This is a genomic window from Rhodovulum visakhapatnamense (genome assembly GCF_004365965.1).
In the GTDB taxonomy this organism is placed as follows: domain Bacteria; phylum Pseudomonadota; class Alphaproteobacteria; order Rhodobacterales; family Rhodobacteraceae; genus Rhodovulum; species Rhodovulum visakhapatnamense.
Genome location: NZ_SOEB01000008.1, coordinates 14943 through 37642, shown reverse-complemented (window position 1 = coordinate 37642; position 22700 = coordinate 14943). Strand labels below are relative to the sequence as shown.

The 22700-nt window shown below is 67.7% G+C and carries 24 protein-coding genes and 1 tRNA gene; 5 read left to right on the top strand and 20 right to left on the bottom strand.

Annotation, left to right across the window (positions count from 1 at the left end):
- Positions 1-28: 28 nt before the first annotated feature.
- Positions 29-112 (bottom strand) — tRNA-Tyr (locus tag EV657_RS09010).
- 77 nt (positions 113-189) lie between these two features.
- Between EV657_RS09010 and rlmB the strand changes: the two genes are divergently transcribed.
- The gene (gene rlmB, locus EV657_RS09005; protein WP_134077690.1) at positions 190-1005 is read left to right on the top strand and encodes a 23S rRNA (guanosine(2251)-2'-O)-methyltransferase RlmB; all 816 of its coding nucleotides are present in this window, start codon (positions 190-192) and stop codon (positions 1003-1005) included.
- Positions 1006-1238: 233 nt separating this feature from the next.
- On the opposite strand, the gene EV657_RS09000 is transcribed toward rlmB, so the two are convergent.
- The 15 genes from EV657_RS09000 to EV657_RS08930 form a co-directional block, all read right to left on the bottom strand.
- Entirely contained in the window at positions 1239-2453 is a 1215-nt protein-coding gene (locus EV657_RS09000) for a DegT/DnrJ/EryC1/StrS family aminotransferase (RefSeq protein ID WP_134077689.1), read from the bottom strand.
- An 89-nt stretch (positions 2454-2542) separates the two neighbouring features.
- Positions 2543-3841 (bottom strand): NAD(P)/FAD-dependent oxidoreductase, encoded by a 1299-nt coding sequence (locus EV657_RS08995; protein WP_113670737.1) that lies wholly within the window; start codon positions 3839-3841, stop codon positions 2543-2545.
- On the bottom strand, positions 3838-5193 hold the full coding sequence (locus tag EV657_RS08990; RefSeq protein ID WP_075786749.1) for a glutamine synthetase family protein: 1356 nt from the start codon (positions 5191-5193) through the stop codon (positions 3838-3840). Before EV657_RS08990 ends, EV657_RS08995 begins: the two co-directional genes overlap by 4 nt.
- A 3-nt stretch (positions 5194-5196) precedes the next feature.
- Entirely contained in the window at positions 5197-5874 is a 678-nt protein-coding gene (locus EV657_RS08985; RefSeq protein WP_075786748.1) for a type 1 glutamine amidotransferase, read from the bottom strand.
- Between the two features lie 80 nt (positions 5875-5954).
- On the bottom strand, positions 5955-7286 hold the full coding sequence (locus EV657_RS08980) for a glutamine synthetase family protein (protein ID WP_134077688.1): 1332 nt from the start codon (positions 7284-7286) through the stop codon (positions 5955-5957).
- Positions 7283-8122 carry an ABC transporter permease gene (locus EV657_RS08975; RefSeq protein WP_075786746.1) on the bottom strand — a complete coding sequence of 280 codons (840 nt, stop codon included), beginning with the start codon at positions 8120-8122 and terminating at the stop codon, positions 7283-7285. Before EV657_RS08975 ends, EV657_RS08980 begins: the two co-directional genes overlap by 4 nt.
- Positions 8119-9000: an ABC transporter permease gene (locus tag EV657_RS08970; RefSeq protein ID WP_075786745.1), complete on the bottom strand. Its 882-nt coding sequence runs from the start codon at positions 8998-9000 to the stop codon at positions 8119-8121. Before EV657_RS08970 ends, EV657_RS08975 begins: the two co-directional genes overlap by 4 nt.
- 48 nt (positions 9001-9048) lie before the next feature.
- Entirely contained in the window at positions 9049-9768 is a 720-nt protein-coding gene (locus EV657_RS08965; protein WP_113670734.1) for a transporter substrate-binding domain-containing protein, read from the bottom strand.
- 34 nt (positions 9769-9802) lie between these two features.
- Positions 9803-10579, bottom strand: a complete 777-nt coding sequence (locus EV657_RS08960; protein ID WP_134077687.1) for an ABC transporter ATP-binding protein — start codon at positions 10577-10579, stop codon at positions 9803-9805.
- Between the two features lie 181 nt (positions 10580-10760).
- A complete protein-coding gene (locus tag EV657_RS08955; RefSeq protein WP_113670732.1) occupies positions 10761-11207 on the bottom strand; it encodes a tellurite resistance TerB family protein in 447 nt (148 codons plus the stop codon).
- Between the two features lie 66 nt (positions 11208-11273).
- Positions 11274-12065 (bottom strand): 23S rRNA (adenine(2030)-N(6))-methyltransferase RlmJ, encoded by a 792-nt coding sequence (locus EV657_RS08950; RefSeq protein WP_075786741.1) that lies wholly within the window; start codon positions 12063-12065, stop codon positions 11274-11276.
- Positions 12066-12090: 25 nt separating this feature from the next.
- Positions 12091-13734: a CTP synthase gene (locus tag EV657_RS08945; protein ID WP_113670731.1), complete on the bottom strand. Its 1644-nt coding sequence runs from the start codon at positions 13732-13734 to the stop codon at positions 12091-12093.
- 221 nt (positions 13735-13955) lie between these two features.
- Positions 13956-14330 carry a preprotein translocase subunit SecG gene (secG, locus tag EV657_RS08940; protein WP_134077686.1) on the bottom strand — a complete coding sequence of 125 codons (375 nt, stop codon included), beginning with the start codon at positions 14328-14330 and terminating at the stop codon, positions 13956-13958.
- Positions 14331-14393: 63 nt separating this feature from the next.
- Complete coding sequence (locus EV657_RS08935) at positions 14394-14819, bottom strand: DUF6524 family protein (protein ID WP_134077685.1); 426 nt, start codon at positions 14817-14819, stop codon at positions 14394-14396.
- Positions 14820-14973: 154 nt separating this feature from the next.
- On the bottom strand, positions 14974-15372 hold the full coding sequence (locus EV657_RS08930; RefSeq protein WP_108027297.1) for a DUF6524 family protein: 399 nt from the start codon (positions 15370-15372) through the stop codon (positions 14974-14976).
- A 150-nt stretch (positions 15373-15522) separates the two neighbouring features.
- Between EV657_RS08930 and EV657_RS08925 the strand changes: the two genes are divergently transcribed.
- Together EV657_RS08925 and EV657_RS08920 are read left to right on the top strand one after the other, a co-directional pair.
- Positions 15523-16815 carry an adenylosuccinate synthase gene (locus EV657_RS08925; RefSeq protein WP_075786736.1) on the top strand — a complete coding sequence of 431 codons (1293 nt, stop codon included), beginning with the start codon at positions 15523-15525 and terminating at the stop codon, positions 16813-16815.
- Positions 16815-17075 (top strand): DUF2842 domain-containing protein, encoded by a 261-nt coding sequence (locus EV657_RS08920; protein WP_075786735.1) that lies wholly within the window; start codon positions 16815-16817, stop codon positions 17073-17075. Before EV657_RS08925 ends, EV657_RS08920 begins: the two co-directional genes overlap by 1 nt.
- A 16-nt stretch (positions 17076-17091) precedes the next feature.
- On the opposite strand, the gene EV657_RS08915 is transcribed toward EV657_RS08920, so the two are convergent.
- Positions 17092-18795, bottom strand: coding sequence for a hypothetical protein (locus tag EV657_RS08915; protein WP_134077684.1), 1704 nt, complete (start codon positions 18793-18795; stop codon positions 17092-17094).
- Between the two features lie 141 nt (positions 18796-18936).
- On the opposite strand from EV657_RS08915, the gene EV657_RS08910 reads away from it, so the two are divergent.
- Positions 18937-19620, top strand: a complete 684-nt coding sequence (locus tag EV657_RS08910) for a thiamine diphosphokinase (RefSeq protein WP_134077683.1) — start codon at positions 18937-18939, stop codon at positions 19618-19620.
- On the opposite strand, the gene EV657_RS08905 is transcribed toward EV657_RS08910, so the two are convergent.
- The 3 genes from EV657_RS08905 to EV657_RS08895 form a co-directional block, all read right to left on the bottom strand.
- A complete protein-coding gene (locus EV657_RS08905) occupies positions 19586-20506 on the bottom strand; it encodes a DMT family transporter (protein WP_134077682.1) in 921 nt (306 codons plus the stop codon). The two genes, EV657_RS08910 and EV657_RS08905, sit on opposite strands and share 35 nt — an antisense overlap.
- A 99-nt stretch (positions 20507-20605) precedes the next feature.
- Positions 20606-21148, bottom strand: a complete 543-nt coding sequence (locus tag EV657_RS08900; protein ID WP_113670726.1) for a hypothetical protein — start codon at positions 21146-21148, stop codon at positions 20606-20608.
- Positions 21149-21316: 168 nt separating this feature from the next.
- Positions 21317-22129, bottom strand: a complete 813-nt coding sequence (locus EV657_RS08895; protein WP_075786730.1) for a PRC-barrel domain-containing protein — start codon at positions 22127-22129, stop codon at positions 21317-21319.
- Positions 22130-22489: 360 nt separating this feature from the next.
- Here EV657_RS08895 and EV657_RS08890 point away from each other — a divergent pair, with 360 nt between their 5' ends.
- Positions 22490-22675, top strand: a complete 186-nt coding sequence (locus EV657_RS08890) for a PLDc N-terminal domain-containing protein (protein WP_075786729.1) — start codon at positions 22490-22492, stop codon at positions 22673-22675.
- Positions 22676-22700: the final 25 nt, after the last annotated feature.

Genomic DNA, 22700 nt, shown 5'->3' with positions numbered 1-22700 from the left:
AGCGTAACTCTTTGAAAAGAGGGGAGAATGGTGGGCGACCCTGGAATCGAACCAGGCGTGGGTCTCCCCGGCGGAGTTACAGTCCGCTGCCGCACCTTGCAGCACGTCGCCCTGAGTGAGGCGCTGGATACGCAAGCTGTGGGGGCGCGTCAACAGGAAAATCCCTTGCGGCGGCAGCGCCGAGGCGCCATGGTCGCCGCCTGTCGGAACAGGGGCGATGACGTGGCCAAGAAACCCACCTGGGTGATCGAGAAGGAACGCGGGCGACGGGCCGCCGCGGCCGAGACAGTCTGGCTTTTCGGGATGCACGCGGTGCGCGATGCGCTGGAAAACCCCCGCCGCGACAAGCTGCGGCTGGTGGTGACGAAGAATGCCGCCGACCGGCTGGCCCCGGCCATCGCCGCCGCCGGGATCGAGCCCGAACTGTGCGATCCGCGCCGCTTTGCCGCGCCGCTCGACCCCGAGTCGGTGCATCAGGGGGCGGCGCTCGAGGTGCGGCCGCTGGACTGGGGCAAGCTTGGCGATGTCTGCGACCCGGGGACGGGGCCCGCGCTGACGGTGCTGCTCGACCGGGTGACCGACCCGCATAATGTGGGGGCGATCCTGCGCTCGGCCGAGGTGTTCGGGGCCCGGGCGGTGATCGCGCCGCACCGCCATTCGGCGCCCGAGACCGGAGCGCTGGCCAAGACCGCCTCGGGCGCGCTGGAACGCCAGCCCTATCTGCGGGTGCCGAACCTGGCGCGGGCGATGGAAGAGCTGAAAGAGCTGGGCTACAGCCTGATCGGGCTGGACGGCGAGGCGCCCTCCACGCTGGCCGAGGGGCTTGCCGGGATTGGCGCGGCCCCGGTCGGGCTGGTTCTGGGGGCCGAAGGGCCGGGCCTGCGCGAACTGACCCGTGCCACCTGCGACCGGCTGGTGCGTATCCCCGCGGCGGGCGGGTTCGGGTCGCTCAATGTCTCGAACGCGGCGGCGGTCGCGCTTTATGCGGCGGCGGTGCGCCCCTAAGATGGCCTCCCGGGCCTGACAAAGGCGGGGCCCGTAGTCTTCGGATCACAGTTCCATGAGCGGGCTGGAAAAGACCGCGCTGCGGTCCCATGTCTTAGGCGAAGGGCGGAGGCCCGGAACGCCTTCGTCCTGCTTCACTGTCCCTCGTTCCGCGACTGGCGCCCGGAAATTCCGGGCGCCTTTTTTTAACGTTCGTGCCTTCTCGCCGCCGGGCCGGGCCGAGTCAAGCGCACTCAGGTCCCATAGGCCCGCGCCTCGGCGGTTTTCACCGTCTCGGCGGCGGCCACCAGCGCCCCTGCGATCCGGTCCAGTTCGGCCCTTGACAGATGGGCGGGCAGCCGTGCGTCGCAGGCCCGCATCAGCATCGCCCGGGTCTTGGGCAGATCGCGCCGCGGCCCGCCCGGAAGATCGTCGAGAAACCCCCAGTTCCAGAACGCCCGCGCATTGTCGGTGCTCAGCCCGAAGACCTGCACCTGCACCCCAAGCGCGGCGGCGGCATCCTGAAAGGCGCGCGCTTCGTCGTCGGTCTCGAAGCCGACGAGGTTGAACTGGATCGAATCCGGGGCGCGCGTTTCGGGGGGCAGGGGCGGCGGGACCGACAGCCAGGGCGACCGGTTCAACAGCGCGGCGACGTGGTCGTGATTGGCCCGGCCCTCGCGCACCCGGCGGGCGACCTCGGGCAGCTGCGGGCGGATCACCGCGGCCGAGAGGTTCTGCATCCGCATGTTGTAAAGCGGCAGGCGGTTCTGCCAGCGGGCAAAGGCCGCGGCCAGCCCGTCATGCTTTTTCCAGTTATGTTCGTAGGCGCCCGACATGATGACGGCGCGGGCCAGAAGGTCGGGGTCTTCGGTGATCAGCATCCCGCCCTCTCCGCCATTCACCAGCTTGTAGGACTGGAACGAGAAACAGCCGATCCGGCCCAGCGTGCCGATCTTGCGGCCGTGCCAGAGCGTGCCCAGCGAATGCGCCGCATCCTCGATCAGCGGGATGCCACGGGCGTCGCAGGCGGCGGCGATGGCGTCCATGTCCGAGGTGTGGCCGCGCATGTGGCTGATCAGGACGGCAGAGATGTCCTCGTCCAGCCGGGCCTCGAAATCCTCGATATCAAGCCGGAAATCGGCGCCGACCTCGGTCAGCACCGGGACGCAATCGGCATGGATCACCGCCGAGGGGACGGCCGCGAAGGTGAAGGCCGGGATCAGCACCCGCGCCTCGCGCGGCAGGTCCAGCGCCTTCAGGGCCAGAAACAGCGCCGCCGAACAGGACGAGACCGCCAGCGCATAGGGAACGCCCAGAAGCGCCGCGAAATCGCGTTCAAGCAGCGTGACCGGCGCGTCGGCGGCAGCGGTATAGCGGAACAGGTCCCCGGTGCGCAGCAGGCGGTCGATCTCGGCGCGGGCGCTTTCCGGGATCGGTTCGGCATCGTAGACAGTGCGGGAGCGGGTCATGCGGTCACCTTATCCGACGTCGTCTCGATGGACGACCCTATCCGACCGGAAGTGACTCAGAGATGTGACAGGATGGCGACGATTGGAAATCAGAGCCCGACTGTGTCCCGCAAAGCATACCAGGCCATCGCCATCGCCAGAAGCGGCGCGCGCAGCGCCGCGCCGCCGGGGAAGGGCGGGCAGGGCAGGCGGGCGAAGGTCTCGAAGGCCTCGGCCTCGCCCCGCACCGCCTCGGCCAGTACCCGGCCCGCAAGCGTGGCCATCGCCACCCCGTGGCCGGAAAAGCCCGAGGCTGAATAGATGCCCGGCGCGGGCGTACCAAGATAGGGCAGCCGCGACCGGGTGATCGCCAGCGTGCCGCCCCAGGCATGGGTCAGCGCGACATCCGAAAGCTGCGGGAAGACCTGCAGCATCGGCTTGCGCACCAGCGCCCGGATGTCTTCGGGGAAGCGGTAGCCATAGCTTTCGCCGCCGCCGAACAGAAGCCGCCCGTCGGGCGAGAGCCGGAAGTAATTGACCACGAACTTGCTGTCGGCGACCGCTACATCGCGGGCCAGCACCGAGGCCGCGCGCGGCCCAAGCGGTTCGGTCGCGACCATGTAATTGTTGATCGGCATGACCCGGGCCGCGACCCGGCGGTCGAGCCCCCCGAGATAGCCGTTGGCTGCAAGGATCACCCGGTCGGCGATGATCCGTCCGCGATCCGTCACCACCACGGCGCCCGCATCGACCCGCTCCACCAGCGTCGTCTCGTGGATCGTGGCGCCCGCCGCGGCCGCGGCGCGGGCAAGCCCCAGCGCGTAGGCCAGCGGGTTGAGATGGCCCGCGCCCCAGTCGATCACCCCGCCCCGATAGCCGGGGGCGGCGACGATGGCGTGCAGCTGGTCGCGGGTCAGCGGCTCGACCAGATCGTAATCGTAGTCGCGGCGCAGCTTTTCGGCATAGGCATGGGCCTCGCGCGTGCCCCGGTCGGACCATTCGGCATAGACGATGCCGGGGCGAAAGTCGCAGGCGATGGCGTGATCGCGGATCAGGTCCGAGACCAGCCCGCGCGCCGCCTCGGCCAGATGCCACAGCTTTGCCGCGGGGCCGTCGCCCAGCATCGCCTCGAGCGCGTCCTGATGCAGCCGCTGGCCCGAGCCGACCTGTCCGCCATTCCGCCCCGAGGCGCCAAAGCCCACCCGGTGGGCCTCGACCAGCACGGTGTCGAGCCCGGCCCGGGCCAGATGCAGCGCTGCCGACAACCCGGTATAGCCGCCGCCGACGATGCAGACATCGGCGCGCCGGTCGCCGTCAAGCGGCGCGAAGGGCGGCAGCGGCGGGGTGGTTTCGGCATACCAGCTGGCGGGATAGGCCCCGCGGCGGTCGTTGGCGAAGAGAAGGTTCATACGTTCAGCAGCAGATGTTCGCGTTCCCAGGGGCTGATGACCTGCAGGAACTGCTTGTATTCCAGCTCCTTGACCGCCGAATAGACGGTGCAGAATTCCTCGCCCAGCACCTCGCGCATCGGCGAGGCCGCCTCGAAGAGATCGAGCGCCTCGGCCACGTTGCGGGGAATGTCCTCGTCGCCCGAATAGGCGTCGCCGGTGAATTCGGGCCGGGGCAGCAGCTCTTCGACGAGCCCCAGATAGCCGCAGGCGAGCGAGGCCGCGATGCCCAGATAGGGGTTGCAATCCATCCCTGCCAGCCGGTTTTCGACCCGCCGCGCCTCGGGTTCGGCGACCGGAACTCTCAGCCCGGTGGTGCGGTTGTCGCGCCCCCAAAGCAAATTGATGGGGGCCGCGAAGTCCGGGACGTAGCGGCGATAGCTGTTCACATAGGGCGCCAGCAGCGCGATCACCGAGGGCATGTGGGTCTGCATGCCAGCGATGAAATGCAGGAAGGCCGGGCTTTCGCTGCCATCGGCGTTCGAAAAGATGTTCAGCCCGGTCCGCGCATCGACCACCGAATGGTGGATATGCATGGCCGAGCCGGGCTCGTCCTCGATGGGCTTGGCCATGAAGGTGGCGTAGCAGTCGTGCCGCATCGCCGCCTCGCGGATCAGCCGCTTGAAATAGAAGATCTCGTCGGCCAGTTTCACCGGGTCGCCATGGCGCAGGTTCAGTTCCACCTGCCCCGCGCCGCCTTCCTGCAGGATGCCGTCGATTTCCAGCCCCTGCGCCTCGGCGAAATCGTAGATGTCGTCGATGACGGGGCCGTATTCGTCGACCGCGCTCAGCGAATAGGCCTGACGCCCCGCCGCGCGCCGGCCCGAGCGGCCCATCGGCGGCTGCACCGGTTCCGACGGGTTGGTGTTGCGGGCGACGAGGAAGAACTCCATCTCGGGCGCCACGATCGGCATCCAGCCACGGTCGTTGTACAGTTTGACGATCCGTTTCAGCACGTTGCGGGGCGCCGTCGGCACCATCTCGCCCTGCTGGTCGAAGACATCGTGAATGACCTGCAGCGAACAGTCGGCGGCCCAGGGCGCGGCCGAGGCGGTGCTGAAATCCGGCGTCAGGATCATGTCGGGCTCGGTGAAGGCCCGGCCCTCGATATCGGCCCAGTCGCCGGTGATGGTCTGCTGGAAGATCGAGTTGGGCAGATAGAACCGGGTCTGCGTCACGAACTTGCCCGCGGGCATGGCCTTGCCGCGGGCGACGCCCGCGAGATCGGCCACGATGCACTCGACCTCGTCGAGGCGGCGCCCCTCGAGATACGCGCGGGCGGCCTCGGGAAGCTGGTCGCGCCAGTCTTTCATGGCTCAGCGCCTTTCGGTGAAGAAACGGGCGATCCGCGCGGCCATCGCGGCCGAGTCGGTGGGCAGGTCCAGCCGGGCGCGGGCCTCGGCCAGGGTCTCGTCGGGCACCACGCCGGGGCCGCGCTCTTCGATCAGGCCCTTCTCGAAGGCCGGGGCGAATTCCGGATGCGGCTGCACCGTATAGGCATGCTCGCCATAGATCAGCGCGGCATGGGCGCAGCCGGGCGCGCTGCCGACCGTTTCGGCGTCATGCGGCGGCTCGACCACCTGGTCCTGGTGCCAGGCGTTCAGCCGGTAGTCCTGCCCCTCGATCCGGTAATCGCGCGGGCCGACCGACCAGCCGCCCGCGAATTTCTCGACCCGGCCGCCCAGCGCCTGGGCGATGATCTGGTGGCCGAAACAGATGCCGACCAGCGGCACGCCGCCCGAATAGGCCTGCCGGATGAACTCTTCCAGCGGGTGGATGAAGGCGTGATCCTCATAGGCGCCAAAGCGCGACCCGGTGATCAGCCAGCCTTCGGCGGCGTGGATCGAGGGCGGGAACTGCATGTCGAGCACGGGCCAGGTGTGGAAGGTGAAGCCGTGGCCTTCGAGCAGCCGCACGAACATGTCGGGATAGTCGCCATGCGCCGCGCGAAGCGCGTCGGGCGCGTGGCCTGTCTGCAGGATACCGATCTGCATGGGAGTCTCTTGATTATGTGCGCTCAACCTAGTCTTGCCGCGTGCGGCGGGCAAGCCCCCGCGCCGCGCCCGGACCGGGCTCAGACAGTGTCGAGATACAGCGCCATCTGCGCGTCCTCGTCGAGCCCGGCGATACGGCGCGCTTCCTGCCGCTTGGTCATGGTCAGGTTGCGGATCAGCCCGCGGCGGAAGATCCGGGCCATGCGCGGGCTATGTTCGAAGGCGTCGATCGCGCCCTGCCAGCAGGTCGGGATCTGCGGCAGGTCGAGTTCATAGGCATTGCCGGTGATAGGCGGCGGCGGTTCAAGCTGTTCCTCGACGCCCTGCAACGCTGCGCCGAGGATCGCCGCGATCATCAGATAGGGGTTGATGTCGCCGCCCGCGACGCGGTGCTCGATCCGGCGGGCGCGGGGGCTGCCGCCGGGAATGCGGATCGCGGCGGTGCGGTTCTCATGCGCCCAGCAGATGCCGGTGGGGGCGTGGTTGCCGGGCACCAGCCGGTCATAGCTGTTGGCATGGGGCGCGAGGATCAGCGTCATGTCGGGCATTGCCGCAAGACAGCCCGCCACGGACTGGCGCAGAAACCCCGAGCCCTCGGGGCTGGCATCGTCGAAGATGTTGTTGCCGCGCGCGTCGAGCACGGAGAAATGGGTATGCAACCCGTTGCCGACATCATCGGCATAGGGCTTGGCCATGAAGCTGGCGGCAAACCCGTGGCGCCGGGCCATGCCGCGCACCAGCAGCTTGAACAGCCAGGCGTCGTCGGCGGCCTTCATCGCGGGGCCGTGCATCATGTTGATCTCGAACTGGCCGGTCCCGGCCTCCGAGATCGCGGCATCGGCGGGAATGTCCATCGCCTCGCAGGCGTCGTAAAGATCGGTGAAGAAGGCGTCGAAGGCGTCGAGCGTGCGCAGCGACAGGATCTCGCCCGCCTCGCGGCGCTTGCCCGAGCGGGGCGAGCGCGGCGGGTGCAGCACCTCGTCGCTGTCGTCGATCAGGTAGAATTCAAGCTCGGTCGCCACCTGCGGTGCCCAGCCCCGACGCTCGTATTCGTCAAGCACCACCGCCAGCGCATGGCGCGGGCAGCCCTCGAAGGGGCGGCCCTGTTCGTCGAACATCCACAAGGGCAAAAGCGCGGTCGGCGCGTCGAGCCAGGGCATCGGCACGAAGCCGCGCCCGGTCGGGCGCAGCACGCCATCGGCATCGCCGGTTTCGAAGACGAGCGGGCTGCCCTCGATATCCTCGCCCCAGATGTCGAGATTCAGCACCGACAGCGGAAAGCGGGTGCCTTCCTCCTCGATCTTGCCCGCAAAGCGCGAGGGCACACGCTTGCCGCGGGCCTGACCGTTCAGGTCGCAGGCGGCCATCCGGATGGTGCGGATCTCGGGATTGTCGCGAAGCCAGGGGCTCATCGGATGACCTGCGGGCGGATCCTCAGGCGCGGCCGGTTTTCGGACGGCATGTGGCGGTTCAGGCGGCGGTTGATCAGCCCGAAGAGGCCGATGATCGCAAGGGTCACGAGGATGAAATAAAAGGCCACGATGGGATAGGGGATGAAGGGGTTGAAGGTCTTGTCGGCGAAGTAGTTCGCATAATAGAGCGCGTCTCCCTTCTGCTGCCAGGCCGGAAAGCCGGAAAAGTAAACCAGCGTCGTGGCATGGAACAGAAAGATCGCCTCGTTGGTATAGGCGGGCCAGGCCAGCCGCAGCATGGTCGGCCAGACGATCCGCCGGAACCTGGTCCAGCCCGCCATGCCATAGGCATCGGCGGCCTCGATATCGCCCTTGGGCACCGAGCGAAGCGCGCCGTAGAAGATCTCGCCGGAATAGGCGGCGGTGTTCAGGAACAGCACGACCAGCGCGCCCGCCCAGGCGCGGGTCAGCCAGCCCGTCTCGGCGGTGATGTGGGTGAAGATCAGGTTCAGCTCGATCCCGTTCCTCGGCAGCAGCACGAAGGCCTGGTAGGCCAGGAAGAACTGGATGAAGAGCGGCGAGCCGCGGAAGACGAAGATGAACCATTCGGCGGGCTTGCGGACGACCCAGGCGCCACTGTTGCGCGCCACCGCGACCGCGGTTGCGAGAAAGAAGCCGAAGAACAGCGCAAGCGCCCCGAAATAGATGTTCCAGACCAGCCCCGAGCCGATCAGGGTGAACTGCTCGCACAGGGTGAAGTCCGATCGCGGCAGCAGCCGCTCGCCATAGCCGAGCGAGCGGAAGGCGTAATCCTGGAATGTCTGCACGCAGCTCATTGCGCGGCCTTTCGCTGGGCTTCGCCCGCCAGCGTCGCCTGGCCATGCGAAAGCCGCGCCGTCAGCCTGCTCAGCACCGCCTCGGAGACCCGGGTCAGCATCAGGTAGAAGATCAGCAGGCCGAGGAAGTAGTAGAGCCGCCAGTCGGGATGCGGATAGGCGAAGATCGAGGTCTTCGAGCCGCCCAGCTCTCGCGCCCAGTAGACGATGTCCTGCACGCCCAGCAGGAACAGCAGCGGCGTGGCCTTGATCAGGATCATCCAGAGGTTCGACAGGCCAGGCAGCGCATAGATCCACATCTGCGGCACCAGGACCCGCCAGAAGGACTGGCGCGGGGTCATGCCATAGGCCTCGGCGGTCTCGATCTGGGCGCGCGGCACCGCGCGCATCGCGCCGTAAAGCACATTGGCGGCGAAGGCGCCGAAGACCACGGCAAAGGCCAGCACCGCCAGCGCGAAACCGTAGGTTTCATGCGCCCATTGCGGGCTGGTCGACAGCGGCAGCTTGGCCGCCGGGCAGACCACGAAATCGCTGCCCTGCCGGACCGGATCGGTCCAGTCGGGGCATTTGACCTTGTGGCGCAGCCACTCGAACCCCTGATCCATCGCGACCGGGACGAAGAGGAAGAAGACGATATCGGGAATGCCCCGGACCATCGCGGTATAGGCCCGCCCGACCATCCGCAGGGGCCAGATCCGCGAGCGCGCGGCCATGGCGCCGCCGAAACCGAACAGCAGGGCTGCCGGGGCGGTGATCGCCAGCAGGGCGAGCACGACCAGGAAGGACTGGTAGAACGCCATGTGCTTGCCGCTGGTGAGATAGCAGGCAAGCCAGTTCAGACCTTCGAGGGTGGAGGGATCGGCGCAGGACGCGAACATTTGGGACTGGCGAGGCGGGGCGAACCGGCCGCCCCGCCCGCATCTGTCTTACCAGCGGGGCGAGTCTTCGCCCATCCACTTGATGATGAGCGCGTTCATGGTGCCGTCATCCTTCATGGACTGGATAGCGGCGTCGAACTTGTCCTTCATCTCGGGGTCGGACTTGCGGAAGGCCATGCCGATGCCGTTGCCAAGCGGGGTGTCCTCGCCGACGAAGACCATGTCGCCCTCGTTCACGACCGGCACCAGCACGTCCTTGTCGGCCAGGACCGCATCGGCCTCGCCGTTGCGCACCGCGGCGATGCATTCGTCGGAGGTGGGGTATTCCAGCAGCGTCGCGCCGGTATCGACCACGTGGTTGGCCTGGATCGTGCCGGTCTGGGCCGAGATCACGCCGCCTTCAAGATCGACATCGTCGCTCAGCGCCGCATAGGACGACATCGAGGGGGGCGTGTAGGGCTGGGTGAAGGCGACGACTTCCTCGCGCTCGGGCGTGATGCTCATGCCGGCGATGATGCTGTCGTAATTGCCCGAGACAAGGTTCGGAATGATCGAATCCCAGTCATTGGTGACCCAGGTGCAGGTCAGTTCGGCGCGTTTGCAAAGCTCGTCGCCCAGCTCGCGCTCGAGGCCGTCGACCTCGCCCGCATCGTTGATGAAGTTGTAGGGAGGGTAGGCGCCCTCGGTGCCCAGACGCACCACGTCCTGCGCCAGCGCCATGCCGACCGAAAGGGCCAGGGCGGCGGTGCCAAGGATCAGCTTTTTCATCGGATATCTCCCATGTTGTCTTACGTGAGGCCGTTCAGGCGGCCGTTGCACTCAGGAATTGCTGAAGGCGGGTCGAGGACGGCGCGCCGAACACCTTCTGGGGCGGACCCTGTTCCTCGATCAGGCCCTGATGGAGGAAGACGACGTGGTCCGAGACATCGGCCGCGAGCCGCATGTCATGGGTCACAAGGATCATCGTGCGCCCCTCTTCCGCCAGCACCTTGATGACCCGCACGACTTCCTGTTGCAACTCGGGATCGAGCGCCGAGGTGGGTTCATCGAACAGCAGCGCGCGGGGTTGCATCGCCAGCGCCCGGGCGATGGCGGCGCGCTGCTGCTGGCCGCCCGAAAGCTGGGCGGGAAAGGCGTCGCATTTGTCGCCGATGCCGACCTTGTCGAGCAAAGACCGCGCGCGGCCCTCGACCTCGTGCCGGTCCTCGCCCAGGACGGTGACGGGGGCCTCCATCACGTTCTGCAGGATCGTCATGTGGGACCAGAGATTGAATTGCTGGAACACCATCGACAGGTTGGTGCGGATGCGGATCACCTGGTGGCGGTCGGCGGGATGGCGCGCGGGGCCGGTGCCGCGCCACCTGACCGGTTCGCCCTCGAAGAGGATCTCGCCCTGCTGGCTGTCTTCCAGAAGATTGGCGCAGCGCAGAAGCGTCGATTTGCCCGAACCCGAGGACCCGATCAGCGAGACCACATGCCCTTTCGGCGCGCTGATCGACACGCCTTTCAGGACCTCAAGATCGCCATAGCTCTTGCGCAGATCGCGAATGTCGAGAACGGGCGGGGTAGGTTCAGTCACGCGAAAACCGCTGCCTTGTCATTGTACGGGCTCGGAGTAGGGCGCAATTCGGACCTGATTGCAACGGGGAAACGGCGCCCCGAGAGGCGAACGCACAGGATTTGGGCAATGTGTCCCGGCCGTTCGCGCATAGGGGTTGTGGTGGCGGTGCGCCTGTCGCGCGTCGCGCCGGGAACGGGTGTCAGTCGGCGTGTTTCGCCTCGGCCCGCTGGCGGGCCAGCGCGCTGTCGCGGTCGTTGACGCCGAGAAGGCTTGCCACCAGCCGCAGCAGGCCGTCCTCCTCGTCGTCGCGCACACCGTCGGCCAGAACCACTTCCCACAGTGCTTCGACCACGCCTTCGCGGTGCTCGTAGGGCACGGCGTCCTTGATCGCGCGGGTAAAGCGGACGGTATCGGGGGCCTGCGCCTCCAGCGTTTCGGCACGGCTGCGCAGCTCCAGCGCCTGGTCGGGGCTCAGCGTATAGCGCGCCGCGAGAATGCGCGAGATCCGCGCGGCCTCCTCGCGGGCATAGTCGCCATCGGTCCGCGCGATTCGCACCAGAAGGGCCGCCAGCGCCAGCCGGGCGTCGGGATCGTCGAGCCGGTCGGGGTCGGGGCCGATCAGGCGGTTGAGGAAGTCTGCGAACATGGGGGGGATATAGGCCTGTGTCGCGCGCCGGGAAAGGCGTTTTGCACCCGGTCGGGGCCCTGCGGTTCAGCCGGTCGTGCCGGAGAGCGCCGAAAACAGCCGTCCGAGGGTCGCCGCCTCGGCGTCGAGCCCCCAGGGCGGGTTGACCACGAAAAGCCCCGAACCGATCAGCCCGTGACCGTCGCGCGCGGGTGGAAACCGCACCTCGTGGCAAAGCGCCTCGGGGAAGGCCGCGCGCAAGGCCGCCGTCATCGGCGCATGGGCGCCCGCGGGCAGGATCGGATACCACAGCGCCAGCGTACCTACGTTCCATTTGCGGTGAAGCGCCGCCATATGCCGGGGGATTGCCGCGTAATCGGCCTTCACCTCGTAGCTTGGGTCGATCAGCATCAGGCCCCGCCGGGGCGTGGGCGGGGTCAGCGCCTGCGCCGTCTCGAATCCGTCCCGGGCCAGCACATGCGCGCCGAACGGGGCCATCGCGGCTTCCAGTGCGGCGCGCTCCTGCGGGTGCAGCTCGGCCAGATGGAGCGCGTCGCCGGGCCTCAGTGACAGCGCCGCCAGCAGGGGCGAGCCCGGATAGGCCGTGGCGCCGAAGCGTTCGCGGACCTCGGCCAGCCGTTGCCGGTAGGGATGGGCCTCGGGCAAGCGCCGCTCCATCACGCCGATGCCCGCGGCCGCCTCGCCGGTCCGGACCGCCTCCGCCGCGGCCAGATCGTAAAGGCCCCGCCCGGCATGGGTCTCGATATAGCTCAGCGGCTTGTCCTTGCGGGTGAGGTAGTCGAGCATCGCGCACAGCAGCGCGTGCTTGTGCACATCGGCGAGGTTTCCCGCGTGATAGATATGCTGATAGGACAGCATGGCGTGGCGGCCCCGCGCGCGGTCCTCAGACCAGGCGCGAGACCTCGACCGCGGCGCGCACGAAATCGGCAAACAGCGGATGCGGCGCGAAGGGCTTCGATTTCAGCTCGGGGTGGAACTGCACGCCGATGAACCAGGGATGGTCCTTCCACTCGACGATCTCGGGCAGGCGGCCGTCGGGCGACATGCCCGAGAACACCATCCCGCAGGCCTCGAGCTGCTTGCGGTACTTGATGTCGACCTCGTAGCGGTGGCGGTGGCGCTCCTCGATCACGGTCGAGCCGTAGATCTCGGCCACCTTCGAGCCCTTCAGCAGATGCGCGGTATAGGCGCCCAGCCGCATGGTGCCGCCCTTGTCGTCGCCAAGCTTGCGTTTCACCATCGCATTGCCCTGCACCCATTCCTTGAGGTGGTAGACGACGGGGGTGAACCGCTTCTTGCCGGCCTCGTGGTCGAACTCCTCCGACCCCGCATCGGACAGCTCGGCGACGTTCCGGGCTGCCTCGATCACCGCCATCTGCATGCCGAGGCAGATCCCCAGATAGGGCACACCGCGGGTGCGGGCGAACTGGGCGGCCTTCATCTTGCCCTCGGTGCCGCGCTCGCCGAAGCCGCCGGGCACCAGGATCGCGTGGAAGCCCTCCAGCCAGGGACCCGGGTCCTCGCGTTCGAAGATCTCGGCGTCGATCCATTCGGCCTTGACCCGGACCCGGTTCGCCATGCCGCCATGGGTCAGCGCCTCGGCGATGGATTTGTAGGCGTCTTCCAGCTGGGTATACTTGCCGACGATGGCGACGCGCACCTCGCCCTCGGCGTTGAAGATCCGGTCGGAGACGTCTTCCCATTTCGAAAGATCGGGCTTCGGCGCCGGGTTGATCTGGAAGGCATCCAGCACCGCCTGGTCCAGCCCCTCGCGGTGATAGGCCAGCGGCGCCTCGTAGATCGACTTGAGATCCTGCGCCGCGATCACGCTGTCGGGGCGCACGTTGCAGAACAGCGCCAGCTTTTCGCGCTCCTTCGCAGGGATCGGGCCTTCCGAGCGGCAGACCAGCACATCGGGCGCAATGCCGATCGAGCGCAACTCCTTGACCGAGTGCTGGGTCGGCTTGGTCTTCAGCTCGCCGCTGGCCTTGATGTAGGGCAACAGCGTCAGATGCATGAAGATGCACTGGCCGCGCGGCTTGTCCTGGCTGAACTGGCGGATCGCCTCGAAGAAGGGCAGCCCCTCGATATCGCCGACCGTGCCGCCGATCTCGCACAGCATGAAATCGACCTCGTCCTCGCCGGCGGCGATGAAGTCCTTGATTTCGTTGGTGACGTGCGGAATGACCTGAATGGTCTTGCCCAGATAGTCGCCGCGGCGCTCTTTCTCCAGCACGTTGGAATAGATCCGCCCCGACGAGATAGAGTCCGTCGATCGCGCGGCGACCCCGGTGAAGCGTTCGTAATGCCCCAGATCGAGGTCTGTTTCGGCCCCGTCATCGGTGACGAAGACCTCGCCATGTTCGAACGGGCTCATCGTGCCGGGGTCGACGTTCAGGTAGGGGTCCAGCTTGCGCAGCCGGACGGTAAAGCCGCGGGCCTGCAGCAGAGCCCCCAGCGCGGCCGAAGCCAGGCCCTTGCCCAGCGACGACACAACCCCGCCCGTGATGAAAATGAAGCGTGCCATGTGGCTGGAGTCTCCCGTGACTAATGCTCGAATGTCTGCTGGATTCGGGGCGCGCGCGCCCCAGCATCACGGGACTTGGACTATAGCGGATTCGCGACGGAGCCGCAACCGGACCGCAAGATGCTGGGGCGGGTCTGTGGCCCGAATCAACGTGTTGTGGTGATTTTGTGGCAGCCACGCGGTCCCGGCCGGTCGGGCCGCGCGGTGGGGCGGGGCGCGGTCTAGTCCGCGCGGGGCGGCGCAACCGGTGTGTCGCTGGGTGCGACGGGGGCGGGGGGCAGAAGCCCGGGCTCGGTGGCGGGCGCCTCGCCGGGTGCCGCCTCGTCCTGGGCGGCCGGGGCCGGGATGCCCAGCCGGTCGACGACCGAGGTGCCTGCGGCGTTTTCGGCGGCGATGATGGTCAGAGCGACGGAACTGGAGATGAAGCAGACCGCGAAGAACCAGGTCAGCTTGCCCAGCGGCGTGGTCGGGGCGCGGCCGGTGATCGTGCCACCCCCACCCATGCCGAGCCCGCCGCCTTCGTTGCGCTGCAACAGCACAATGCCGATCAGGCAGACGGCGAGGATCAGATGAACGATGAGGATGACGTTTTCCATATGGAGCGGCCCCGGCTTTGACTTGGCGCGTACCTATGCCGAACGGGCCGCTCCCGCAACCCCTCAGGCGCTGGCGGTCTTGCCGGCGGTCTTGCTGGTCGACCGGGCTTTCTTGGCGTTCGCCGCCTTGATCTTGCCGGGCGAGCGCCAGCTCATCGCGCCGCCGAGGATCAGCGACAGCAGGACCGCGCCGCCCCAGACGTTGAAGCTGTTCATTTCCATGCTGAGCGTGCCGTTGCCGACGAGGATGTAGCCCAGGAGGCCCAGGATGATCAGCAGCAGCACGATCCCCAGCAGGCCAAGCGTGCGGACGGCGGCGACGAGGTAGATCAGCAGGGCCAGGGCCAGCATCACGCCGATACCGATGACCAGCGGTTTGTCGGTTGCGTAATTGGCCTGGGCCCAGGTGATATAGTTGTACGGGGTCGGATTGTAGGTGGCGGCGAGCAGCAGGAAGGCGACCAGCCAGCGAAGCAGGAATCCGGACATTCATGTTCCTCCGTGATTATTTTGATGTGCCGACTCGACAAGAGTTTAACGCGGCCTAGGGCGGATGCGTCGACTTTCGGGCGGCCTCATCGTCGCAGGGCCGAGCCGATCCGGGGCCCGTCAAGGCGTCTGCGACGCGATGTCCCGCGCGGATCTAGTCGTCCACGTCGTCGATATCGGCCTGTCCCGAAAGCTTCCGCCGGATGATGCTCCAGCCCAGTCCGACCCCCAGAACCAGCGACAGCGCCAGCAGCCCGATCCACGTGTTGAGCCCCGGATCGTCCAGACGGATCACGTTCCAGTCGACCAGCACCCAGAGCAGTGCTCCGACGAGCGCCGCCACCAGCGCCATGCCGAACGGCCCGATCGAGCGCAGCGTGGCGCGCAGGTAGATCGCGTAGCCGGTGAACAGCAAAAGCCCCGCCAGCACGACCATCGGCGTCTGGCTGTCCCAGCCCGAGATCGCCCAGCGGACGTAATTCCAGGGGGTTGGGTTGTAGGTCAGGGCCAGCAGCAGGAAGGCGACCAGCCAGCGAAGCAACAATGCGGCCATTTCGGGCTCTCCGTTCGTTCGTGTTTCGTGCGTCCTGCGGCGAATCTAGCCATCCGGGCGGCGGTGTCGCCGAGTTTTTGCCTTGCCTCGTCGCCGCAGGCGTTTATACCTGCGCGGGTTTGCATGGCAGCAGCTTGAAAGGAATTGGCCGTGGCCAATGTCGTCGTCGTTGGCGCCCAGTGGGGCGACGAGGGAAAAGGCAAGATCGTGGACTGGCTGTCCGAACGCGCCGATGTGGTGGCGCGCTTTCAGGGCGGGCACAACGCGGGCCATACCCTGGTGATCGACGGAACCGTCTACAAGCTGAACGCGCTGCCCTCGGGCGTGGTCCGGGGCGGCAAGCTCAGCGTGATCGGCAACGGGGTCGTGCTCGACCCCTGGCATCTGGTGAAAGAGATCGAGACGATCCGCGAGAAGGGCGTCGAGATCACGCCCGAGACGCTGATGATCGCCGAGAACACGCCGCTGATCCTGCCCTTCCATGGCGAACTTGACCGCGCCCGCGAAGGCCAGAACACCCTGGCCAAGATCGGCACCACCGGGCGGGGCATCGGCCCCTGCTACGAGGACAAGGTCGGCCGCCGGGTGATCCGGGTCGCCGATCTGGCCGACGCCGCGACGCTGGAACTGCGCGTCGACCGGGCCCTGGTGCACCACAATGCGCTGCGCGCGGGGCTGGGCCTGCCCGAGATCGACCGCGACGCGCTTCTGGCGAGCCTGCGCGAGATCGCGCCCGAGATCCTGAAATACGCGGCCCCCGTCTGGAAGGTGCTGAACGAGAAGCGCCGCGCCGGCAAGCGGATCCTGTTCGAGGGGGCCCAGGGGGCGCTTCTGGACATCGACTTCGGCACCTATCCCTTCGTGACCTCGTCGAATACCATCGCCGGTCAGGCCGCGACCGGCACCGGCATCGGCCCGGGGGCTGTCAATTTCGTGCTGGGCATCGTCAAGGCCTACACGACCCGCGTGGGCGAGGGGCCGTTCCCGACCGAGTTGCACGACGAGGACGGCGAGCGTCTCGGTACGCGCGGCCATGAATTCGGCACCGTCACCGGGCGCAAGCGCCGCTGCGGCTGGTTCGACGCGGTGCTGGTGCGCCAGACCTGCGCCACCTCTGGCATGACCGGGATCGCGCTGACCAAGCTCGACGTGCTGGACGGCTTCGAGACGCTGAAGGTCTGCGTGGGCTACGAGCTTGACGGCACACGGCTCGATCACCTGCCGACTGCCGCCGATCAGCAGGCGCGCTGCACACCCGTCTACGAGGAACTGCCGGGCTGGCAGGAATCGACCGAGGGCGCGCGCAGCTGGGCCGACCTGCCCGCCAATGCCATCAAGTATGTGCGCCGGGTCGAGGAGCTGATCGACTGTCCGGTGGCGCTTTTGTCGACCTCGCCCGAGCGCGACGACACCATCCTCGTCACCGATCCGTTCTCCGACTGATGGCCCTGTCCTGGAAAGCCCGCCGCCGCTGGTCGCTGGTGATCCTGCTGATCGGATTGCCCGCCTATATCGTGGTGGCCGTGAGCGTGATGAACGCGCTCGGCCGCCCGTCCTTCCTGGTCGAGCTTCTGGTCTATGTGGCGCTGGGCATCGTCTGGGCGCTGCCCTTCCGCTTTGTGTTCCGCGGCATCGGACAGCCTGACTCCGACGCGGCACGAAACGACGAAACCGCCGGGAAAACCGGGCGGCGCGACGGCTGAACGGTGGTTTCGTGCCTCAGGCGATGCGGTTGGCGGACCTGTCTTCCCGGTCGCCGGTCGCGTCGTCGATGACGAACTGGCCGCGCCGCAGCCGCCGGAACCGCCCGTCGCGCAGGTGAGTGCCGAAGGCCCGCAGCATGTCCTCGCGCTGAAAGCCGTCGCCCGCGATGCTGCGGGCCAGTTCGATCACCTGCGGCCGGGTGAAATAGGTCACACCGTCCTGCCGCATCAGATAGGCGGCCCCGGCCTCCAGCAATCCGGCAAGATCGGTCGGGTCATGCGCGCCGAGATCGGCGGCGAAGGCGCGCAGCCGGGCCTCGGTCGCTGGAAGAACCGGCGTGTCGAGCCGCAAGGTCCCGTGGTGTTCGCCGACGGCGGCGGTTTCGGAGCGGACAATTTCCTTCGGTTCGTCGATCCGCTGTTCGGTCACCAGAATCAGCGGGGCCAGCCGGCCGCGATCCCAGTCCGCCGAAGTCTCGCGGTCGCCGCGGACCACCTCTGCCAGCACCTGGCGATAGGGGCGGGTCTGGCCGTCGTCATCGCGGCGCAGGCGGTTGCCGATCCGCCGCTCGGCCACCGTGGCGGCGACCGCCGCTTTCAGATGGCCGATCGAGGCCTGGCGGCGTTTCTGTTCGGGTCCGGCCAGCTTGGTATTGGTCTCGTCCAGCAACCGCTGAAGCGCCAGTTCGTGATCGGCAAGATCGGCCGACCGGCTGCGCTCGGCAGGGGCCTGACGGGCCGGGACCGCATCGCCGGATGCGGGATGCGGGCCTGGGCGCGGATCGGCCAGCCGAGCCGGGGCGGCATCGGCCTGGAGTGCGGCCAGTTCGGCCTGAAGGTCGGCCGCGTCGGGTTCCGGCAGCCGGGCGTCGGGGTCGGCCGGAGGGGCGAGCGGCCGTTCGGGCGTGTCGGGCCATGCGTCGGTCAGATCGTCCCGGCGCAGCTTCAGCACCCGGGCGCGCGCCTGCCGCGGCCGGGCCGGCGCCGCGGTGGTTTCTGCGGACTCGGGACCCGGGTGCGAGGCGGCATTGGCCGCCGGGCCGCGATCCGCCGGGCGACGCTGCAACTCGGGACCGGAGGCCGCTGCCGTGTGCGGTCGGTCCTCGGTGGCCGCGGCCCGGGCGGGCGCATCCGGCCGGAGGCTGTGCCGGGCCGCGACGCCGGTGTCGCTGTCAGGACCCGCCTTCTGTCGAAGGGGGGAGGAAGCCCTGCCCGGATCCGCCGGGCGGTCCGGCGGTCGGGCGAAAGGGCGCTGCGGGCCCTGCGCGGGCGCCGCGAGTTCGTCGGTTTCGTCCTCGAAAACGGGTCCGGCCAGTTCGGCATCCGTGGCATGGGCGGTTTCCACCGCCGCGCGAATGCGCGCCAGCTTGGCGGCGACGGATTCGGGTTCGTCGGCGCGCGGCGGCAGCACCTTGGACGGTGCTGGCGCCGCATGCGAGACCTGCGCCGCACCCGCGACCGGGCTTTCGCCAGAGCGCAGCACGACCCCATCCAGTTCGACCCGGGCCTCGACCCGGCGGCGCACCTCGCGTTCGGCGATGCGTTGAAGGGTTTCGGCATCGGGCGGCGGAGGTTCGGCGCCGAAATATCGGTCTTCGGCCGCAAGGTCCCGGTAATATTCGGTGACCGCCTTCATCATGCCAAAGGAATCCTCGAACCCCTCCAGCTTGCAGGAGAAGGTTCCATAGGAAACCGTCAGGGTCTTGGTCGGACCAACCATCCGAAACTCGCTTTCTCCCCGGACACTACACGCCTATGTTTACCATAGTGCGGTTCCAGAGAATGAACAGAAAGCGGAATTTTCAAGGTTTTTTCGTCATTTCGGGACTGTCCGACACAATCTCTCCCAAAGGTTGCCAGAATGCCGACACAATTCGTCCATCATTCCGACAAGATCACGCTTCTTGGCGGCGCCTCGGTCGATCCGGCGCTTTTGAGTCGGGCGCTGGTCATCGCACCGGCCCTGGTCGCGGCCGATGGCGGGGCGGATACGGCGCTGGCGGCGGGACGGATGCCCGAGGCGGTGATCGGCGATTTCGACTCTATCTCGGCGGCGGCGCGGGCGGCGATCCCGGACGAGCGCCAGCACCCGGTGGCAGAGCAGGACAGCACGGATTTCGAGAAATGCCTCCGGCATGTGGCGGCGCGGCTGATCCTGGGGCTCGGCTTCCTCGGCGACCGGTTCGACCATGGCCTGGCGGCGGTCAACACGCTGGTGCGCCACCCCGACCGGCGCTGCCTGCTGATCGGCGACGACGATCTCTGCTTTCACTGCCCGCCGGAACTGGCGCTGGACCTGCCGCCGGGCTCGCGGTTCTCGCTCTTTCCGATGGCCCCGGTGCGCGGCACCAGCAGGGGTCTGCACTGGCCCATCGACGGACTCGATTTCGCCCCGGGCGGCCGGATCGGCACCTCGAACCGGGTCTCGGGGCCGGTGCGGCTGCGGATGGAAGGGCCGGGCATGGCGGTGATCCTGCCGGTCGCGGCGCTGGACGCGGCGGTCGCGGCGCTCATGGGGCCGGAGGCGGCGGCCGCGTCAGGCTGAGCCGACGTTCGCGCAGGAAGACGTAAAACCCCGAGCCGATGATGAGGGCGATCCCGGCCAGCGCCTCGATATCGGGCAGGTCGTCGAAGATCAGATAGCCCAGAGCCGCCGCCGCGACGATTTCAAGATATTGCAGCGGGGCGATGACGGCTGTCGGTGCCAGCCGCAGGGCCCCGCTGATCAGGAGATGCGAGACGGTGGCCGCGATCCCGACCCCGGCCAACCAGACCCAGTATGGGCCCCGCGGCCAGACCGGGTCGAGCGGTCCGATCCCCGACCCGTCGCAGAGGACCAGCACCGGCAGGACGATGAAACTGGCCGCGACCGCTGTCCAGGCCTGCAGCGCCACAGTGGGCATCCGCCGCGCGATCTGTCGGGTCAGCACCATATAAGCGGCAAAGCAGAAGGCGGTGGCCAACGGCAGCAACGCTACCGCGCCGAAGGCCGCAAAGCTTGGCCGGATCACCAGCATCGCCCCCGAGAACCCGACCGCCGAGGCGACGATCCGGCGCCAGCCCACGGATTCGCCCAGGAAAAGCGCGCCGAGCAGGGTCAGGATGAAGGGCTCGACAAAGAAGATCGCGATGGCATCGGCCAGCGGCATCGCCTGCAACGCGGCAAAGAATGCGGTCGTCGCACAGAGGATCAGCCCGGCCCGCACCAGATGCAGCGCCGCCTCGCGCGCCGAGGGCCGAACGATCTGACCCAGCGCGACGGCCAGCGGTACCAGGATAAGGGCCTGCAGACCGAACCGCGCGGCGGCGATCTGCCCCACGGGGATCTCGGCCGAGGCGAGCTTGGCAAAGCTGTCCATCACCGGGGCGGTGACGGTGAAGCCGATCATCAGAAGGATGCCGGGCAGGATGCGGTCGGTGCTTTGGGTCATGCGGCCGATCTGACCGGAACCGGGCGCGCCGGTCCAGCGGTTTCGCCAGCCTGCCGGACCGCCCGGGGCGGTGAGGGGCGCTTCGCCGACGGGGCGGGATCAGCTCGCCTGACCGAGCACCATGCTTTGTGCGACCGCGCCACGGGCCGCATCCGCATGCACGGGCGACTGATAGGTCTCGAGCTTGGCAAGGAAGCTCTCGAGCCAGGCGGTCGGTTGGCCCGCGAGGCGCGAATAGCTGATCTGCGCGCGCGTGGTCGAGAACATGTCCATCGGTTGTGTGAAATCCGGGTCCCTGACATCCATTCCGGCCTCGCGCAGACAGTCGACCAGATGCGACTGGAACGTCTCGCCATGGATTTCGAGATGAAGCAGGAAATCGTGATCCTCGAAGCCCGCATCGCGCAGGTCCCTGGCCATGGCGTCGATCTCTCGCGGCGAGATGTTGGCCATGTCGTAGCGGGCGAAGATGTCGGCGATGGCATCGGGGCCGCGGGGGGCGTCTGCCGGGCTTGCGGCGGCGGGTCCGGAGGCTTCTTCCGCCGCCTTGGCGAAATCGGACGACCGGACCCCGGCGGTGCCGCTGGCGCGCGTGTAATTCGCAATGCTTTGCGCGAAGGCGTTGTGTCCCTGAACATTCATCGATGATTCTCCCTCGAAGGCGGCCCGGCCTTGCGGGTCGGGGCAAGCATGGCCGTCTCCGATGAACGGTTTGCTAACGCGCGCCGGGCCGTGTCGGTGCCGCAGGAGACGGCACGGCAAAAGGGGCCGCGCGATGGCGGCCCCTTGTTCTGCTGACGTGGAGAAGGGTCAGCCCGTCCACTCGGGCAGCGATTTCAGCGTGTCTTCGGTCTGGACGGTGGTGACTTTCAGATCGCCGTCCTCGCCATGCGAGATGTCAAGCTCGCCATAGGCCAGTTCGACCTGTTTCTCGCCGATGCCCAGGAAGCCGCCGACATCGACGATCACCCGGTCGATCTTGCCGTCATCGGTCAGCACAAGCTCGCCGATCTCGCCGATCTTCTTGCCATCGGCGCCGATCACCGGCTGACCCTGCAGATCCTCGGCGGTCAGCTCGGCCCGTTCGCTGTCCGAAAGCGGCGCGCCGGCTTTGGTGCCCATGTCGCTGTCTTCAGCCTTGGCCTGCTTGGTCTGCATGCCGAGGAAGTCGCCGTCATTGTCCATGGCGGCCCGGTCATAGGCGTCCTTGCCTTCGAGGGTCGACGGATCGCCCTGGAAGACGACGAAATACTCGCCCTCGTCATCCGCGTCGGGCGCGAATTTCAGGCTCTGCATGTCGAGCGCGACCTCGCGCTCGCCCACGCCCAGGAACCCGCCGATATCGGCGATCACGGCTTCGACCGAGCCATTGCCGTCGATATAGACGTCGCCGATCTCGCCCACGTCCTCCCAGCTGTCGGGAGCGTCGGTCAGGTCGGTCATCGACACGCCCTCATCGGTGCCGGTGTCGACATAGATGCGTTTGCCGATCAGGGTGTCGGCGCTCATCGACTGGCCGGCCACATCGACATCCGGAGCGGAAATCGGACCGCCCTGGCTCTGGGCGAGGGCGGGCATGGCGACGAGAGTGGCAAGGGCGGTGGTCGCAAGAATACGTTTCATCTGTGAACCTCCTTCTTCGTGTGGCGGTGCCGGTCCGGCGCCGCTTCCATGGCCAGACAACGTGGTCGGGGCCTGCTGGTTTCAGAAAACGCCCAGAAAAAGGACAGAAAATCTTAGGAACCTGCCCGGTTTCCGTGCGTTTCGACGCGCCCGTTCCGACTCTGGTCCATCTGCCATTCGGGGCGCGTCCGCGGCGGCTCCCGGTTCGGCATCGGGCGACCGCGCCGCCTGGCGGGACCGGCCTGCCGCCGGTACGGGCCGGTCCGGGCCGGTCCGGGAACCGCAGGGCAGAGCCCGGCGTTGTCCGGGGACATCGCTTCCGACACTCGGAACCAGGCCATCAGAAAAGGAACATCCGTCATGGAAGTCACAGGGATCGGCGGTCTTCTCGTCCTCATTCTCGATATATGGGCCATCGTCTCGGTCCTGAATTCCGGTGTCGCGACCGGCAACAAGGTGCTCTGGATCCTGTTGATCCTGCTGTTGCCGCTGATCGGCTTCATCATCTGGCTGATCGCGGGGCCGCGCTCCGCCGTCATCCGCTGAGGTCCGGCCAGACAAGCCTGCGGCC

What these genes read in the sequence shown, in the direction of transcription:
- rlmB (WP_134077690.1), top strand. Translation starts at nt 190, where the DNA reads ATGGTCGCCGCCTGTCGGAACAGGGGCGATGACGTGGCCAAGAAACCC.
- EV657_RS08890 (WP_075786729.1), top strand. Translation starts at nt 22,490, where the DNA reads ATGGAAGTCACAGGGATCGGCGGTCTTCTCGTCCTCATTCTCGATATA.
- EV657_RS08910 (WP_134077683.1), top strand. Translation starts at nt 18,937, where the DNA reads ATGCCGACACAATTCGTCCATCATTCCGACAAGATCACGCTTCTTGGC.
- EV657_RS08945 (WP_113670731.1), bottom strand. Translation starts at nt 13,734, where the DNA reads ATGGCACGCTTCATTTTCATCACGGGCGGGGTTGTGTCGTCGCTGGGC.
- EV657_RS08975 (WP_075786746.1), bottom strand. Translation starts at nt 8,122, where the DNA reads ATGAGCTGCGTGCAGACATTCCAGGATTACGCCTTCCGCTCGCTCGGC.
- EV657_RS08965 (WP_113670734.1), bottom strand. Translation starts at nt 9,768, where the DNA reads ATGAAAAAGCTGATCCTTGGCACCGCCGCCCTGGCCCTTTCGGTCGGC.
- EV657_RS09000 (WP_134077689.1), bottom strand. Translation starts at nt 2,453, where the DNA reads ATGACCCGCTCCCGCACTGTCTACGATGCCGAACCGATCCCGGAAAGC.
- EV657_RS08955 (WP_113670732.1), bottom strand. Translation starts at nt 11,207, where the DNA reads ATGTTCGCAGACTTCCTCAACCGCCTGATCGGCCCCGACCCCGACCGG.
- EV657_RS08985 (WP_075786748.1), bottom strand. Translation starts at nt 5,874, where the DNA reads ATGCAGATCGGTATCCTGCAGACAGGCCACGCGCCCGACGCGCTTCGC.
- EV657_RS08900 (WP_113670726.1), bottom strand. Translation starts at nt 21,148, where the DNA reads ATGAATGTTCAGGGACACAACGCCTTCGCGCAAAGCATTGCGAATTAC.
- EV657_RS08950 (WP_075786741.1), bottom strand. Translation starts at nt 12,065, where the DNA reads ATGCTGTCCTATCAGCATATCTATCACGCGGGAAACCTCGCCGATGTG.
- EV657_RS08970 (WP_075786745.1), bottom strand. Translation starts at nt 9,000, where the DNA reads ATGTTCGCGTCCTGCGCCGATCCCTCCACCCTCGAAGGTCTGAACTGG.
- EV657_RS08905 (WP_134077682.1), bottom strand. Translation starts at nt 20,506, where the DNA reads ATGACCCAAAGCACCGACCGCATCCTGCCCGGCATCCTTCTGATGATC.
- EV657_RS08995 (WP_113670737.1), bottom strand. Translation starts at nt 3,841, where the DNA reads ATGAACCTTCTCTTCGCCAACGACCGCCGCGGGGCCTATCCCGCCAGC.
- EV657_RS08915 (WP_134077684.1), bottom strand. Translation starts at nt 18,795, where the DNA reads ATGGTTGGTCCGACCAAGACCCTGACGGTTTCCTATGGAACCTTCTCC.
- EV657_RS08920 (WP_075786735.1), top strand. Translation starts at nt 16,815, where the DNA reads ATGGCCCTGTCCTGGAAAGCCCGCCGCCGCTGGTCGCTGGTGATCCTG.
- EV657_RS08930 (WP_108027297.1), bottom strand. Translation starts at nt 15,372, where the DNA reads ATGGCCGCATTGTTGCTTCGCTGGCTGGTCGCCTTCCTGCTGCTGGCC.
- EV657_RS08990 (WP_075786749.1), bottom strand. Translation starts at nt 5,193, where the DNA reads ATGAAAGACTGGCGCGACCAGCTTCCCGAGGCCGCCCGCGCGTATCTC.
- secG (WP_134077686.1), bottom strand. Translation starts at nt 14,330, where the DNA reads ATGGAAAACGTCATCCTCATCGTTCATCTGATCCTCGCCGTCTGCCTG.
- EV657_RS08895 (WP_075786730.1), bottom strand. Translation starts at nt 22,129, where the DNA reads ATGAAACGTATTCTTGCGACCACCGCCCTTGCCACTCTCGTCGCCATG.
- EV657_RS08980 (WP_134077688.1), bottom strand. Translation starts at nt 7,286, where the DNA reads ATGAGCCCCTGGCTTCGCGACAATCCCGAGATCCGCACCATCCGGATG.
- EV657_RS08935 (WP_134077685.1), bottom strand. Translation starts at nt 14,819, where the DNA reads ATGTCCGGATTCCTGCTTCGCTGGCTGGTCGCCTTCCTGCTGCTCGCC.